The organism is Streptomyces sp. NBC_01267, from assembly GCF_036241575.1.
GTDB lineage: Bacteria > Actinomycetota > Actinomycetes > Streptomycetales > Streptomycetaceae > Streptomyces.
The window spans coordinates 7593432-7608331 of record NZ_CP108455.1; the positions used below are offsets into that span (position 1 = coordinate 7593432).

Annotated in this window: 14 protein-coding genes; 9 read left to right on the forward strand and 5 right to left on the reverse strand. The window is 70.2% G+C overall.

Translation table 11 applies throughout. The features are described 5' to 3' along the window. Nucleotides 1-90 precede the first annotated feature (90 nt). The 3 genes from OG709_RS33795 (at nt 91) to OG709_RS33805 (ending at nt 1973) form a co-directional block, all read left to right on the forward strand. Entirely contained in the window at nt 91-873 is a 783-nt protein-coding gene (locus tag OG709_RS33795) for a DUF1275 family protein (RefSeq protein WP_266645428.1), read from the forward strand. Between the two features lie 166 nt (nt 874-1039). Further along, the gene (locus OG709_RS33800) at nt 1040-1681 is read left to right on the forward strand and encodes a DUF6629 family protein (RefSeq protein ID WP_329168877.1); all 642 of its coding nucleotides are present in this window, start codon (nt 1040-1042) and stop codon (nt 1679-1681) included. A 97-nt stretch (nt 1682-1778) separates the two neighbouring features. Continuing rightward, a complete protein-coding gene (locus OG709_RS33805) occupies nt 1779-1973 on the forward strand; it encodes an antitoxin (protein ID WP_250301548.1) in 195 nt (64 codons plus the stop codon). Nucleotides 1974-2081: 108 nt separating this feature from the next. On the opposite strand, the gene OG709_RS33810 is transcribed toward OG709_RS33805, so the two are convergent. Next, nucleotides 2082-2843, reverse strand: a complete 762-nt coding sequence (locus OG709_RS33810; protein ID WP_250301547.1) for an MgtC/SapB family protein — start codon at nt 2841-2843, stop codon at nt 2082-2084. Nucleotides 2844-3043: 200 nt separating this feature from the next. Between OG709_RS33810 and OG709_RS33815 the strand changes: the two genes are divergently transcribed. Both OG709_RS33815 and OG709_RS33820 read left to right on the forward strand, forming a co-directional pair. Next, entirely contained in the window at nt 3044-3928 is an 885-nt protein-coding gene (locus tag OG709_RS33815; RefSeq protein WP_329168879.1) for a glycoside hydrolase family 19 protein, read from the forward strand. A gap of 607 nt (nt 3929-4535) precedes the next feature. Beyond that, nucleotides 4536-5060: a flavin reductase family protein gene (locus OG709_RS33820; RefSeq protein WP_266645424.1), complete on the forward strand. Its 525-nt coding sequence runs from the start codon at nt 4536-4538 to the stop codon at nt 5058-5060. Between the two features lie 77 nt (nt 5061-5137). Here the strand turns inward: OG709_RS33820 and OG709_RS33825 are convergent, their stop codons facing one another. From OG709_RS33825 to OG709_RS33835, 3 genes are all read right to left on the reverse strand, one after another. Further along, nucleotides 5138-6670 (reverse strand): DEAD/DEAH box helicase, encoded by a 1533-nt coding sequence (locus tag OG709_RS33825; protein WP_329168880.1) that lies wholly within the window; start codon nt 6668-6670, stop codon nt 5138-5140. A 370-nt stretch (nt 6671-7040) separates the two neighbouring features. Further along, nucleotides 7041-7244, reverse strand: coding sequence for a cold-shock protein (locus tag OG709_RS33830; protein WP_030072012.1), 204 nt, complete (start codon nt 7242-7244; stop codon nt 7041-7043). A gap of 307 nt (nt 7245-7551) precedes the next feature. Next, a complete protein-coding gene (locus OG709_RS33835) occupies nt 7552-8616 on the reverse strand; it encodes an ATP-dependent DNA ligase (RefSeq protein ID WP_250301543.1) in 1065 nt (354 codons plus the stop codon). Nucleotides 8617-8690: 74 nt separating this feature from the next. Here OG709_RS33835 and ligD point away from each other — a divergent pair, with 74 nt between their 5' ends. Beyond that, on the forward strand, nt 8691-9707 hold the full coding sequence (gene ligD, locus OG709_RS33840) for a non-homologous end-joining DNA ligase (protein ID WP_266645420.1): 1017 nt from the start codon (nt 8691-8693) through the stop codon (nt 9705-9707). Nucleotides 9708-9762: 55 nt separating this feature from the next. Here the strand turns inward: ligD and OG709_RS33845 are convergent, their stop codons facing one another. Further along, the gene (locus OG709_RS33845; RefSeq protein ID WP_250301541.1) at nt 9763-11124 is read right to left on the reverse strand and encodes an NAD(P)/FAD-dependent oxidoreductase; all 1362 of its coding nucleotides are present in this window, start codon (nt 11122-11124) and stop codon (nt 9763-9765) included. A 478-nt stretch (nt 11125-11602) separates the two neighbouring features. On the opposite strand from OG709_RS33845, the gene OG709_RS33850 reads away from it, so the two are divergent. The 3 genes from OG709_RS33850 to OG709_RS33860 all read left to right on the forward strand — a co-directional run bounded on the left by OG709_RS33850 (nt 11603) and on the right by OG709_RS33860 (nt 14897). Next, nucleotides 11603-13093 (forward strand): UDP-N-acetylmuramoyl-L-alanyl-D-glutamate--2,6-diaminopimelate ligase, encoded by a 1491-nt coding sequence (locus OG709_RS33850; RefSeq protein WP_250301540.1) that lies wholly within the window; start codon nt 11603-11605, stop codon nt 13091-13093. Between the two features lie 113 nt (nt 13094-13206). Next, a complete protein-coding gene (locus tag OG709_RS33855) occupies nt 13207-14007 on the forward strand; it encodes a maleylpyruvate isomerase family mycothiol-dependent enzyme (protein ID WP_329168884.1) in 801 nt (266 codons plus the stop codon). Then, on the forward strand, nt 14007-14897 hold the full coding sequence (locus tag OG709_RS33860; protein WP_329168885.1) for a methyltransferase domain-containing protein: 891 nt from the start codon (nt 14007-14009) through the stop codon (nt 14895-14897). The genes OG709_RS33855 and OG709_RS33860 overlap by 1 nt, the downstream gene beginning before the upstream one ends. Nucleotides 14898-14900 lie beyond the last annotated feature (3 nt).

Here is a 14900-nt window from a genome sequence, read left to right on the forward strand (position 1 = left end):
TTCTGGTTTGCACTGTCGTGCCAAGGTGCTCCGGACGTCTGGCGTTGTGCCCGCTGCCGAAAGCGGCGAGCATGGGCTCGGAGGTCGATCTTGCAGAAGTCAGGTACCGGCCGGCGGTCGGACGCCGTGGTGCTGCCCCTTCTCGCGGCGGCGTCGGGAGCCGTGGACGCACTGGCCTTCATCGCTCTGGGGCATGTCTTCGCAGGAGTGATGACCGGAAATCTGATCCTGATGGCGATCGGTTTCGGCAGTGGTTCTCCGGGGGACGCGGCCTTTCCGCTGGCCGCGCTGGCGGGCTTCTCACTGGCCGTGAGGGGCGGCGGCTGGTTCTGCCGGAGCGAAGGCCGCCGGGGCCGCCGGATCGAGGGCGCCCCCGGCCCGAGCCCTGCCTCACGTCCTGGGCCCGGCCTGAGCCCTGCCTCTCGTCCCGGCCCCGGCCTCGGCCCCGGCACGGGAGCAGCGCGAAGCGGCTGGACGCTCAGGGTGTATGCCTGCCTCGCCGTCGAAGTCGTCCTGCTCGCCTCCGTGGGCGTTGTCTGGGCGGCTGTCGGCGGACACCCGGACGGTGCCGGACGTGGTGCGCTGATCGCCGTACTGTCCGTGGCGATGGGCCTCCAGACCGCCGCGATGCTCGCCGCAGGTCCGGCGGGGGCTCCGACCACGTACTTCACCGGCACGCTCAGCTCCCTTCTGACGCATCCGGCGGGCGGCGGCCGGGCCGGGGCCCGGCTCGCCGCTCTGGTGGCCGGCGCGGTGTGCGCAGCAGCGCTCCGTACCTGGGCCCCGGCCTGGGCGGCGCTGCCGCCACCCCTGCTGGCTGTGGCGGCGCTGTCGCTCGCACTGCCGGTCCGCCCGAACGAACGGCTGCTGTGAGCGGCCGTCCGGCGGGGCGCCACCTGTCACGGTCCCCGATGGTGCCCGGCCGCCGGACCGGGGTACGGGACGGACGGTGCCGGCTTCCGGTGCCGGATTCCGGTCACGTTTCTGATCACGTTCCCGATCACGTTCCCGATCACGTTCCTGATCACGGGGAGGCGCCATGTGCTGGAGTCCGACGGCCGATGTGGTGGCGGGCTCCTGTATCGCCGCGGTCGGAGTGGCCTGTCTGACACAGGTGCGCCGGATCCGGGATCTGCCACTGGCGGCCCTGCCGTTGCTGTTGGGGATCCACCAGATCATCGAGGCGGCCGTCTGGAACTCCGGTGGTGGCGCGGGCCCGGCCACCACGGCCTGGGCGGTCATCGCGCTGCCACTGCTCGCGATGTGGGTGCCGGCGGGCGTACTGCTCGCCGCACCGCCACCCGCGCGGCGCCGTCTCCTGGTGCCCGCCGCGGCCGGGCTCGCCACCGGCATCACCCTCGCGTTCTGCGTCGCGGTCCGGCCCGTCACGGCCGAGGTCCGTGGCCACACCCTCGGATACGTCGTCGATCTGCCGCTTCCGTGGCTGATCGTCGTCGGCTACCTGCTGGCCACCGTCGGATCTCTGCTGCTCGCGGGTGATCCGCTGCTGCGGTTGTTCGGCGCTGTCGTCGCGGCCGGGGCAGCGGTCTGTTTCCTGCTCTGGAAGCTGGAATTCGTCTCCACCTGGTGTGCCTTCGCCGCGGTGTCCGCCGTGATCGTGCTCGGCTGGGTCCGGCGCGGCCCCCGGAACCCCGCAGCCGGTGGGCTCCGTACCCGCTGAGAGCGGACTTCCGCTCCCCGCGCCCGGTCCGGATGCGCCCTGGGCCAAGTGCGCACACCCTGGAGTGGCGGGGGAAACGCAGCGAGGAGGACAACTCATGTCCATGTTGGACAAGCTCAAGCAGATGATGAAGGGCCATGAGGACCAGGCAGGGAAGGGGGTCGACAAGGCGGGAGACGCCGTCGACAAGAAGACCGACGGCAAGTACACCAGTCAGGTCGACAAGGCCCAGGACCAGGTCAAGAACCAGTTCGGCGCCAAGGGTGACCAGAGCGATCCGCCGAAGACCTGACCGCGCCGCTCCGCGCCCGCCTCGTTCGCTGCCTACGGCGACCTCGGCCCCGGGCGGTGGGATCCGGTACATCCGGGTTCCGCCGCCCGGGGCCGCTGTACGCCGGGCTCACTCGGCGAGTTCGCCCTTGACGGACGAGACGCTCAGCACCCCTTCGAACTCGGACAGCTCCGCCACCAGCTGGTGCACACTGCCGGTCCCCTCGACGTCCATGTGCACGAACGCGGTCCCGGCCTCGTCGTGCCGCAGTTCCGTGTCCTGCGGTGCTTTTTCGTCGCTGCGGTCCACGCGTACCTGAACGACCTGGAATCCCTGGGCAGTTGCGCGTTCCAGGATTCGGGTCAGCACGCTGGTGCCGATCGTGTACGCCAGATGCAGCCGGGTCTGCTCCGAGGTCGCGATGGAGGGGATGCGCCGGGTCAGCCACGGGTAGCCCTGGGCGACGAGGAAGTGGACCACGGTCGCGCCGACAGCCAGCAGGGCGAGCCCCCCGCCGCAGGCCATCCCGATGGCGCAGGTGAGCCAGACCGTGGCAGCCGTGGTCAGCCCCCGTACGGCGTCCCGGCGTACGAAGATGAGGCCGCCGCCGATGAAGCCGATCCCGGAGACCACCTGGGCCGCGACCCGTGACGGGTCGAAGGAGACGTTGTTCAGGGCGAGAACCGCGTTGAAGCCGTGCTGCGACACCTCCATGAACAGGGCGCTTCCCACTCCGACCAGGGTGTGGGTACGCAGTCCCGCGCTCTTCTGTCTGGTGGCTCGTTCGGCGCCGATGAGCGTCGACAGCAGGAGAGCCAGGCCCAGTTCGGCGAACTGACGAGCTCCCTGACCTGCGCCGGGATCGAACAGGGGCAGGGCTACGGCTTGCAACAGACCCTCCATACCGTGTCGGAACGACTGGGTCCGACCCTAAGGCCTGGCTCGCCGAAGACTCCCGCCGCCACCGGGCTTGCCTGTCGTGCACCAGTCTTGGTCTAGACCCTTGACAGGTCCAGACCAAGGCGTTTGAGTTCCCTCACCCCCACAAGCGGACATCGTTGTCGCGATGTGCCGCACGAAGGAGTGATCACGTGTCACGACGCATCACGGCTCTGCTCACCGCCCTGGTGGCGGCCATCGGATTCGCGGTCTTCCTGCCGATGACATCGGCATCGGCAGCGACGTGTGCCACGGCGTGGAATTCCTCGTCCGTGTACACCGGCGGACTGGTCGCCTCGTACAACGGCCACAACTGGTCGGCGAAATGGTGGACCCAGAACGAGACCCCGGGCACCTCCGACGTCTGGTCGGACCAGGGTGCCTGCGGTGACGGCGGTACCGAGCCGCCCACGAACTCCGGCTTCGTCGTCAGCGAGGACCAGTTCAACCAGATGTTCCCGAACCGGAATTCCTTCTACACCTACAGCGGACTGACCGCCGCCCTCAGCTCCTACCCGGCCTTCGCGAACACCGGCAGCGACACGGTCAAGAAGCAGGAAGCGGCTGCCTTCCTCGCCAATGTCAGCCACGAGACCGGCGGCCTCGTCTACGTCGTCGAGCAGAACACCGACAACTACCCCCACTACTGCGACACTTCGCAGCCCTACGGCTGCCCGGCGGGCCAGGCGGCCTACTACGGGCGCGGACCGATCCAGCTCAGCTGGAACTTCAACTACAAGGCGGCGGGCGACGCTCTGGGGATCGACCTGCTGGACAATCCCGGCCTGGTGCAGACCGACGCGTCCGTGGCCTGGCAGACCGGCCTCTGGTACTGGAACACCCAGACCGGCCCCGGCACGATGACCCCGCACAACGCGATGGTCAACGGCGCCGGATACGGTGAGACCATCCGCAGCATCAACGGCAGCATCGAGTGCAATGGCGGCAACCCGGCCCAGGTGCAGAGCCGGATCGACGCCTACCAGCGGTTCGTCGGGATTCTGGGCACCACCGCGGGATCCAACCTGAGCTGCTGACCTGCGTGCAGCGACCGGACGGGCGGGGCGGAGTCGGCTCCCCGCCCGTTCGCGCGTCCGGGTTCGCGCGAGCGGGCCGTGCCGGTGGGGCGGAGCTCAGGCATCCGGCCCGCCCGGACGTACAGCCCCAGGACTCGGACGATGAGACACCTGAAGGTGTCCGTTGACAGGGGCAGGCGGGCCCAGCAGGATACGGGGCATGCATGTGATGCACCCCGGCGTGGTCTGCCGCTACGTGGACTACCGGCGCACCTCCAGCGCCCTCTGTCGCTGAACCCACCGCCGTAGCGGGCCTCTTGGCCCTACGGCGCCCCGGCCCGCTCCGCCGTCGCGGAGATGGCGTGCGGCCGTTCACCGGCCCCCTCGTTGACGTCCACCGCAGTGCGTCAGCCCACCACGCGGGTCACCCGACGCCGACGGCAGCCGTACGCATCCGGCGTCGGCCTTCCTGTCACTCCCGCTTTTCGAGCGCCCGCTGCCCGGCGTGACCGCTGCCCGGCGTGGCCGCTGTGCCGTGCCTGCGTCGGCGCCGGCCTGCCCGCACCGAACTCCGGATCCGGCCCGTGGAACAGCACCCCTACCATCGACACCCCGAGAGGGACGCGGTATGACCGTCTTCGCTGAACGATCCGCACAGTCCGCCGGGAGCCCGGCCCCCGACGAGATACTCCGCCGCACCCTCCGGAGGCACGCGGCGGGAGTCACGGTGATCACGGTGCCGGGCCCGGCCGGTTTCACCGCGACCTCCTTCACCTCGGTCTCGCTGGAACCGGCCCTGGTCTCCTTCTGCCTGGGCCTCTCGGCATCCACCAGCGCCGCTGTACGGAGTGCCGAGCGCTTCGCCGTCCATGTCCTCGGCCCGCAGAACACCACGCTGGCGCGGCAGTTCGCCCGCAGCGGCATCGACCGTTTCACCGGCGCCGACTGGACGGCGGAGCCTGACGGGCTGCCGCTGCTCGATGCCGTTCCGGCCTGGCTCACCGCACGGGTGACGCTGCGGGAGCGCATCGGTGACCATCTCTTCGTCGTGGGAGAGGTCGAGACCGGCGGCAGCCGCAGCGAGGAGGCGGGGCTGGTCCACCACGAGGGTGCCTTCGCCGCTCCGGATCCACTGGAGGCGCACCGCGGGTAGTCCGCAGACAGCTGTGTCGCCGCTCCGTGGAATCCGGAGCGGCGACACGTGGCTGTTCGGCTACCGCGGGTTCTGGCTCAGGCGGCGTTCTTGAACGGCTGCGGCGGATTGCCCGAGCGACCACGGGGCGAGCCGGACGAGCGCCGGGCCTGAGCGGGTCGGCTGCGCCGTCCGCGGGCCGACGACGAGCTGCCCTTCGCGCGTTCCGCGACCGGCGAGGAGATGGTGACAGGCACACCCGAGGGAGCCTGTGCGCCGGTGATACGGCTCAGCTCGGCCTCCCCGGACCGCACCTGCGCGATGTGCGGGGTGATCCCGGCGTCCGCCATCAGACGGCTCATCTCACGGCGCTGGTTGGGCAGCACCAGAGTGACGACACTGCCGGACTCCCCGGCACGGGCGGTACGCCCGCCACGGTGCAGGTAGTCCTTGTGGTCGCTGGGCGGGTCGACGTTGACGACCAGGTCCAGATTGTCGATGTGGATGCCGCGGGCCGCGACGTTGGTGGCCACCAGCACGGTGACATGGCCGGTCTTGAACTGGGCGAGGGTACGGGTGCGCTGCGGCTGGGACTTGCCGCCGTGCAGCGCCGCGGCCCGTACGCCGCTGTTCAGGAGGTGCTTGGTGAGCTGGTCCACGGCGTGCTTGGTGTCGAGGAACATCAGCACCCGGCCGTCCCGGGCAGCGATCTCGGTGGTGGTCGCGTACTTGTCGGTGCCGTGGATGTGCAGCACATGGTGCTCCATCGTGGTCACCGCGCCGGCCGACGGGTCGACCGAGTGCACCACCGGGTCGTGCAGGTAGCGGCGGACCAGAAGGTCGACGTTGCGGTCCAGGGTGGCCGAGAACAGCATCCGCTGGCCTTCGGGACGTACCTGGTCGAGCAGTTCGGTGACCTGCGGCATGAAGCCCATGTCGGCCATCTGGTCGGCCTCGTCCAGCACGGTGATGCCGACCCGGTCGAGGCGGCAGTCCCCACGCTCGATGAGGTCCTTGAGCCGGCCGGGGGTCGCGACGACGATCTCGGCCCCACCGCGCAGGGCGCTCGCCTGCCTGCCGATCGACATACCGCCCACCACGGTGGCGAGGCGCAGCCTCAGCGAACGGGCGTAGGGCGTCAGAGCGTCGGTGACCTGCTGGGCCAGCTCACGGGTGGGGACCAGGACCAGGGCCAGCGGCTGGCGGGGCTGGGCCCGCTGTCCGGCGGTACGGGCGAGCATGCCCAGGCCGAAGGCGAGGGTCTTGCCCGATCCGGTGCGCCCGCGGCCCAGGACGTCCCGGCCGGCCAGCGAGTTCGGCAGCGTGGCGGACTGGATGGGGAACGGTTCGGTCATCCCCAGACCGGCGAGCGTCTTCAGCAGCTCGGACGGCATCTCCATGTCGGCGAACGACGCGGCCGGCGGCAGGGCCGGGGTGAGGGTGACAGGCAGGGCGAACTCGCCCTGCTGAGCGGCGGGCCGGCGGCCCCGGCCACCGGAACGGTTGGGTGCACCGGACCGGCCGGACCCCCCCGAGCGGCTCGGGGCCTGGGAGCGGAAGCCGCCCCGGCCGGAGCCACCACCGGTGCGGGTACGGGAATAACGGTCGTTCGTGCGCGCTGTGCGGTCCATAGGGATCCTCCCTCGATGTGGCACGTATCGAGGAATTCTCAGCGGAGAATACAGAGCCGAAGAATCGCAAGAACGAGCCGAAGAAAATAACGAAATCCAAGCCGGCCGGTTCGGTGAAGAGCCGGGGCGGAGAGATCGAAATAGCCAGCACCTGCCGAACAGGCGGCTGGAATGCTGGCTCGTAAGGCTCAGGCGGGCCTTCGTCCGTTCTGTGGGAGCGACGGGCGGTGCACCCGGGCCCGTACAGGACCACGGTGCACGCCTGGTGCCGGGCCGACTCCGGAACCGTAACAGCGAACCGGGTGCGGCCTGGACAAAGCAACGAGCTGGGCCCGCACCCCAAGGTGCGGGCCCAGCTGCGTTTCGTGCGTCAGGCGGGAACGATGTTCTCGGCCTGGGGGCCCTTCTGGCCCTGCGTGACGTCGAAGGTCACCTTCTGGCCTTCCTGGAGCTCGCGGAAGCCCTGGGCGGCGATGTTCGAGTAGTGGGCGAAGACGTCAGCGCCGCCACCCTCCTGCTCGATGAAACCGAAACCCTTTTCCGCGTTGAACCACTTAACGGTGCCAGTAGCCATGTCAAACTCTCCTTCGGGGCAAAAATGCCCGGAGGCCCGCACTGTGCGAACCCCACGTCGCCGCGATGATTACCACGTCCGGAAATATCCGGAAATACAAAAGTGCGCTCACCGGCACAGAAAGCCAGTGAGAGCACTTGAAGTCTTTGGGAACCACAACTGCAACTGGTAACGACAGTAGCACGTTGTGCGTCGCGAGGTGGGGCGGGCTTTCTCGGCACGGCCTCCGACTGGCCAAACCTCAACACGCAGCACTTCAAATTCTGCACCGGCAGAAATAGATATTCGGCCGCTGTTGGGCAGGGGTTCACCCGGTGAGGATGTCCGGCAGGCGATAGCCGGCCGGCTCGTCCAGCTGCGTGTACGTACAGCTTTCCGGGGCCCGGTCGGGCCGCCACCGGCGCCACTGGGTGGTGTGCCGGAACCGCACCCCGTTCTCCATGTGGTCGTAGGCCACCTCCAGCACCCGCTCGGGGCGCAGCGGAACCCAGGAGAGATCCTTCTTCCCGCTCCAGCGGCTCGGGGCCCCGGGCAGCCGGGCGCTCTCGTGTGCGGACTCCTCGGCCCAGGCGGCCCAGGGGTGGGCGTCGGCGGAGTCCATCCGCAACGGCTCCAGTTCGGTGACCAGTTCCTCGCGGCGCTTCATCGAGAAGGCCGCGCAGACACCGACGTGCTGGAGAATGCCGTCGGCGTCGTACAGACCGAGCAGCAGCGAACCGACGACCGGGCCGCTCTTGTGAAGGCGGTATCCGGCCACGACGACGTCCGCCGTGCGCTCGTGCTTGATCTTGTACATCAGCCGTTCGTTCGGCCGGTACGGCAGATCCAGCGGTTTGGCGACCACCCCGTCGAGCCCGGCGCCCTCGAAGGTGCGGAACCACTCCTCGGCCACGGCGGCATCGGTGGTGGCCGGGGCGACATGGACCGGAGCCCCGGCCGGGGAGAGCGCCGTCACCAGCCGGCGCCGACGGTCGGCCTGGGCGGTTCCCATCAGGGACTCGTCCCCCAGGGCCAGCAGGTCGAAGGCCATGAAGGAGGCCGGGGTCCGCTCTGCGAGGAGCTTCACCCGGGACTCCGCGGGGTGGATCCGTTCCGTGAGGGCGTCGAAGTTCAGCTGCCCGTCCCGGACGATGACGATCTCGCCGTCCAGCACGCACCGCGGCGGAAGATTCCGCAGCAGCGCGTCGGCCAGCTCGGGGAAGTACCTGGTGAGCGGTTTGCCCGTGCGGCTGCCCAGCTCGATCTCCGGACCGTCCCGGAAGACGATCGCCCGGAAGCCGTCCCATTTCCCCTCGTACTGCATACCGGGTGGGATCTTCTTCACGGACTTGGCGAGCATCGGCTTGACGGGCGGCATCACCGGCAGATCCATACGTCGATTCTGCGGTCGCACCGGGCGTCGCGCCCGATATGCGCACCAGGTGTCCTGCGCCTAGCGTGACGCGCATGGGTGCAGCAGTGGAGCTCGAAGCGGGGGAGCGGACCGTACGTCTGTCCAGCCCCGACAAGATCTACTTTCCTGAGCGGGGCTACACGAAGCTCGATCTCGCCCGCTACTACCTCACCGTCGGCGCGGGCATCACCCGCGCCCTGCGGGACCGCCCCACCACGCTCCAGCGCTACCCGGACGGGCTGTCCGGCGAATCGTTCTACCAGAAGCGCGCGCCGAAGAACCTTCCTGACTGGATCCCGACCGGCACGGTCACCTTCCCCAGCGGACGCACGGCGGACGAGATCTGCCCCACCGAACCGGCCGCCGTGCTGTGGGCCGCGCAGTTCGCGACCTTCACCTTCCACCCCTGGCCGGTGCGCAGGCAGGACCCGGACCATCCCGACGAACTCCGTATCGACCTCGACCCGCAACCGGGCACCGACTTCACCGACGCCGTGCGCGCGGCGCACGAGCTCCGGTCCGTGCTCGACGAATTCGGCGGACTGCGTGGCTGGCCCAAGACGTCCGGCGGGCGCGGGCTCCATCTGTTCGTGCCCATCGAGCCGCGGTGGACCTTCACCGAGGTGCGGCGGGCCGTCATCGCCTGCGGCCGGGAACTGGAGCGGCGCATGCCGGAGCGGGTGACCACGGCCTGGTGGAAGGAGGAACGGGGCGAGCGCATCTTCGTGGACTTCAACCAGACGGCCCGTGACCGCACGATCGCCTCCGCCTACTCGGTCCGCCCCCACCCCCGTGCGCAGGTCTCGGCCCCGCTGCGCTGGGAGGAGGTGGACGATGTGCGCCCCGCTGATTTCGACATCGCCACCCTGCCCGAGCGTTACGCCGAACTCGGCGATGTGCACGCGGACATGGACGACCACGCCTTCCGGCTGGACGCCCTGCTCGAACTCGCCGACAAGGACGAACAGGACCGGGGGCTCGGCGACCTGCCGTATCCGCCGGAGTACCCGAAGATGCCGGGCGAGCCCAAACGCGTCCAGCCCAGCCGCGCCAAGCACCACGAGGAGTAGCGCACAGCCGCGGACCCCGGCCGGGGTCCGCGGCTGTGCGCTCCGGGGGGATCCGTCAGCCGCGGGCGTGGAGCGACGCCGTGTGCTCGCGGATCTGTTCCCGCGTGAGATACGAGTCCGTGTACTCGAAGTCGCGCAGCGTGGCGGGCTTCTGGGACTGGAATCCGGTGCGTACGAAGTCGTCCCCGGCGATGGCGTTGATCAGCCAGTTGGTCATCACCCGGGTCTTGGCGACGTTCGTCCGCAGCGCTGTCCAGTGGTAGCCGCGGGCCACGGCCTGCGCCGACAGCCCGTGCAGTTCGATACCGAGCGGCTTGGACACCGCGTCCGTGCCGCCCAGGTCGACGACGAGCCCCATGTCCTTGTGGACGTAGGGCTGCAGCGGCTGGTGCCGCAGGGTGGCCACGAGGTTTTCCGCGAGCCTGCGGCCCTGGCGCATCGAGTGCTGCGCGGTGGGCGGGCAGATGGCCCCGTCCCCCTTGGTGAGGTCCGGGACCGCAGCCGCGTCGCCGAGCGAGAAGACACCGTCGAATCCCGGCAGGTTCATCTCCGGCGTGACCGCGAGGCGTCCGCGTACCGTCTCCGCGCCGAGGGTGGCGATCAGCGGGCTGGCGGTGACACCCGCGGTCCAGATCAGGGTGCGGCACGGCAGGACCCGGCCGTCGGTGAAGGTCACCTGGTCCTCCCGGGCCTCGGCGACCGACACGCCGAGGGAGACCTCGATGCCGCGCCCGCGCAGCACTTCGAGCGCGCTGAGCCCCAGTTTGTCGCCCAGTTCGGGCATCAGCTTCGGGGCGATGTCGATCAGATGCCACTTGATCAGCTTCGGATCGATGCGCGGATAGTGCTTGACGGCGTTGGTGGTGAGCCGCTGCAGACAAGCAGCCGTCTCGGTACCGGCGTAGCCGCCGCCGACCACCACGAACTGCAGCCGGGAGGCGCGCTCGGCCTCGTCGTGGCTGGCGTCCGCCAGGTCCAGCTGGGCGATCACGTGGTCGCGGATGTACGCGGCTTCCGCGAGCGTCTTCATCCCGCGGGCGTTGTCGGCCAGCCCGGGGATGTCGAAGGTGCGGGTGACGCTGCCGGGGGACAGCACGATGTAGTCGTACGGCTCGTTGACGATCTCGCCGGTGATCTTGCGGACCACGCAGACCTTCGCGTCGGTGTCCACCCCGATGGCGCCGCCGGGGATGATCCTGGTGCGGTGCTTCTGGCTGCGGCGCAGCGACACGGCGACCGACTGCGGAGTGAGAACACCCGACGCGACCTGGGGGAGCAACGGCAGGTACAGCTGGTACGAGAAGGGCGCCACCAGTGCGATCTGCGCCTCTCCCACGGAGAGCCTGCGCTCCAGACGGCGTACGCACTCCACTCCGGCGAAACCTGCGCCCACTACGAGAATCCTGGGTCGTCCCACGGTGTTCGTCCCTTCTCAGGTCTGCACGGTCGTCCCCTCCCCGCCTGCCCCCTCAACCGCTGCCTGGCACAGCCCATCTTCGCGGGCCGGACGGCAGTCCGCCTGCTGGGCACGGCGGAAGGGTTCCGGGGCCGGGCGCGTCCGGAGCGGAATCCGGGCTTGTCCGTGGGACGTACACTCCAGACATGGGTCACACATGTGCGGTGAGGGAGTGCCTGCGACAGGCTCCCCGCCCGCTCGGCCCCAGCGCGCCCAGGGCGCGGTGCCGCGCGTTGCACGGCCACGGCTAGCCGGCTCTCCGCCGCCGTTCGCCCTTTCTCCTCCGCCCCGCGCACGGGGGCTTCCGCACCGCCAGGCTGCCCGCTCGGCAGCAACCCGCAGCATCCCGCACCACTCACGCGGCTACTCGACGTATCGGCGGCATCGCTCCTGGCGACGGTCGCCGGGCCGGGCTGCCGCACTCTCGAAAGGACCCCCCGTGAAGTTGAGCGAGTTGCTGGCCGGGCACGACCACGAGGTTCTTCTCGGCGATCCCGGGACGGACATCACCGCGGGAGCCTGCTTCGACGCCCACCGCGCCTCACCCGGTTCGCTGTACATCGCGGTGCCCGGTCACCGCGAAGGGGGCCCCGAGGCCGTCGGCTCGGCACTGGCACGCGGAGCCGTGGCGGTACTGGTGGAGGACGCGGCTCCGGATCTCCCCGCGGTGTCCTGGGCATCCGCCGGCGACGCGTGTGTCGTACGGGTCGCGGACACCCGCACGGCGGCGGCGGTCGTCACCTCCCGCTATTACGGCGAACCGGGTCGGGACATGGACATGGTGGCCGTCACCGGTACCAACGGGAAGACCTCCGTCTCCTCCATGGTGGAGTCCGTGCTGCGGGGCGCCGAGGGCGTACGGGCCGGGGTGATCGGGACCGCGGGCAGCAGAATCGGGGACGAACTGATCCCGATGCCGCGCTCGGTGCTGACCACACCGGAGTCGCCCGACTTCCAGTACCTGCTGGGTCACATGCGCGACCACGAGGTGGGGACCGTGGTCCTGGAAGCGACCTCGATGGGCCTGCTCCAGCACCGGGTGGACCAGGCGTTCATCGACGTGGGGATCTTCACCAACCTGACGCAGGACCACCTGGACGACCACGGCACCATGGAGAACTACCGGGACGCCAAACTGAAGCTGTTCCAGGGGCTGTGCCGGCGGGCGGTGGTCAACGCCGACGACCCGGTGGGTGCCTCGATCCTGGCGATGATGCCCGGCGCGGTCACCACCTACGCCCTGGACACCGAGGCCGACTACCGGGCCACCGATCTGAGCATGGACGCCTTCGGTACCCGGTTCACCCTCCACCACGCGGGCAGCAAGTACCCCGCGGGTGTCCCGGTGCCGGGACGCTTCTCGGTGTCCAACGCCCTGGCGACCGTGGCTGCCTGTCATGCGCTGGGCCATGACCTGGCCGGGCTGATCGCCGCACTCGACCGGATGCCTCCGGTGCCGGGGCGGCTGGAACGCTTCGAGACCGCCCGTGGCGCGGCGGTCATCGTGGACTACGCGCACTCGCCGGACTCCCTGGACAAGGTGCTCTCCGCGATCCAGGACTTCGCGACGGGCCGCGTGATCACCGTCTTCGGCTGCGGTGGCGACCGGGACGTCACCAAGCGCGCGGAGATGGGGGCGATCGCCGGAACCCGCTCCGACCTGTGTGTCCTCACCTCGGACAACCCGCGGAACGAGGACCCCGAGGCGATCATGGACCAGATCGCCCCCGGTCTGCTGGCCACCGGAACCCGATTCGAGCGGATCGCCGACCGCCGCAAGGCGATCGCCTTCGCCCTGTCCGGGGCCGGACAGGGCGACATCGTGCTGGTCGCGGGGAAGGGCAGCGAGCCGTACCAGATCGTCGGGGAACAGCTGATCCCGTTCAGCGACATGGCCACGGTGCGCGAACTGGCCTCGGCGCAGGAGTAGTTCAGAGGCGGCACGCCGCACCGTTGTCGTGGGCCGCGGCTCCGGGACCGGCGGCCGACCGCCCCTCCCGTGTCGATCGGCGCGGGTCGTCCGTGGGGCTCTACGTTGGTGCCATGACGTCTCCGAGTTACGAGCGGCACTGCGCCGAGATCACCGTGCAGAGCGATCTGCTGAGAGCCTGTATCGAGGGGGCGGACCTCACGGTTCCGGTGCCGTCCTGCCCCGGCTGGCACCTCGGCCGACTGGTACGGCATCTCGGTGAGGCCCACCGCTGGGTCGAGGAGATCGTACGGACCAGGGCGCAGCAGCCACTCCCCGACACCGCACTCCGGGAAGAGCCCGCCGGTCCCGGCGACGAGCAGCCCGCCGACCTCGGCGCCTGGCTCGTGGAGGGCGCGAAGCGGCTGGTCGAGACGCTGCGTGAAGCGGGCCCGGACGCGCAGTTGTGGACGCCGGTGTCCGGCTCCGGGGGAAGCAGCGCGTTCTTCGCCCGCCGCATGGCCCACGAGACGCTGATCCACCGGGCGGACGCCGCACTGGCCGTCGGCGCGGAGTTCACCGTCGAGGCGGACGTGGCCGTCGACGCCCTCGACGAGTGGATGGAACTCGGGTCCCTGCCCCAGCTCTTCGAGATCCACCCGGAGCAGCGCGAACTCCTCGGCCCCGGGCGGACCTTGCACTTCCACGCCACCGACACCGCCCCGGAGCTCAAAGCCGAGTGGGTGGTCGACCTCACCGGGGACACCGTCACCTGGCGCCGGGCTCATGAGAGGGCGGCCGTCGCGGTCCGCGGACCGCTGACCGACCTGCTGCTGACCGTCTACCGGCGACGCCCGGCCCGGGGCGGCAGCGTCGACGTGCTCGGCGACGGTCACTTGCTCGACTTCTGGCTGGAGCGGGTGAGTTTCGGCTGATGGACGACCAGCACCAGCACGGGACACACTCCGGCGGCCGGGGCGCGGCGCCGGGCCCCGCGGCAGAGGACAGCAGGAACGCACGGCCGACATCGGCGTTCCACACGGACAACATCACCGACTCCATGACCGACCGGCTGGTCGGGGCACTGGACGCCCAGGCGGCAAGCGCGGGCGTGCGCCGGTTGCGTGAATGGGCACACGCCGGACTCGCCGTGCGGCCCGGCGAGCGGGCGCTCGACATCGGATCAGGGACCGGGTCGGAGACCAGGGCGCTCGCCGAGGCGGTGGGCCGGAGCGGAGAGGCGACCGGAGTGGAGCCGAACCCCGGCCTGCGGACGGTCGCCGGACAGCGCGCGGCAGCGACGGACAGCACGGCCCGATTCGTGCGCGGCGACGCGTCGGCGCTCCCCGTGGATGATGCCGCCGTCGATGTGGTCTGGTGCGAGCGGGTGTTCCAGCACCTCTCGGAGCCCGACAGGGCAGCGGCCGAGATCGCCCGTGTACTGCGGCCGGGAGGACGTGTTGCCCTTCTCGACACGGACTGGGCGACCACGATCCTCTACCCGGGCGAGGCCGAGGTCGTCGCCGTCCTGACGGGCGGCGCCCTCGCCGCGGCAGCGAATCCGCACGCCGGGCGGAAGCTGATGGGCCAACTCGCCGCGACGGGACTGGAGATCGACGACCTCGGCTCGCAAGCCCTCATCCAGGACCCCCGGAAGGTCAGCTGGCCGCTCATCCGGGCGCTCGCGGAGAAGGCCGTGCAGGAAGAGCTGATCACCGGGCGACAGCGGGACCGTCTGTACGCCGACCTCACGGCAGCCGCCGAGCGCAGCGCTCTGCACATGTCCGTGACGATGTTCGGCGTCATCGCGCACCGCCCCGGCTGAGAT

Coding starts and splice junctions, on each gene's coding strand:
- OG709_RS33800 (WP_329168877.1), top strand. CDS start 1,040: ATGTGCTGGAGTCCGACGGCCGATGTGGTGGCGGGCTCCTGTATCGCC.
- OG709_RS33805 (WP_250301548.1), top strand. CDS start 1,779: ATGTCCATGTTGGACAAGCTCAAGCAGATGATGAAGGGCCATGAGGAC.
- OG709_RS33820 (WP_266645424.1), top strand. CDS start 4,536: ATGACCGTCTTCGCTGAACGATCCGCACAGTCCGCCGGGAGCCCGGCC.
- OG709_RS33825 (WP_329168880.1), bottom strand. CDS start 6,670: ATGGACCGCACAGCGCGCACGAACGACCGTTATTCCCGTACCCGCACC.
- OG709_RS33830 (WP_030072012.1), bottom strand. CDS start 7,244: ATGGCTACTGGCACCGTTAAGTGGTTCAACGCGGAAAAGGGTTTCGGT.
- OG709_RS33835 (WP_250301543.1), bottom strand. CDS start 8,616: ATGGATCTGCCGGTGATGCCGCCCGTCAAGCCGATGCTCGCCAAGTCC.
- ligD (WP_266645420.1), top strand. CDS start 8,691: ATGGGTGCAGCAGTGGAGCTCGAAGCGGGGGAGCGGACCGTACGTCTG.
- OG709_RS33855 (WP_329168884.1), top strand. CDS start 13,207: ATGACGTCTCCGAGTTACGAGCGGCACTGCGCCGAGATCACCGTGCAG.
- OG709_RS33860 (WP_329168885.1), top strand. CDS start 14,007: ATGGACGACCAGCACCAGCACGGGACACACTCCGGCGGCCGGGGCGCG.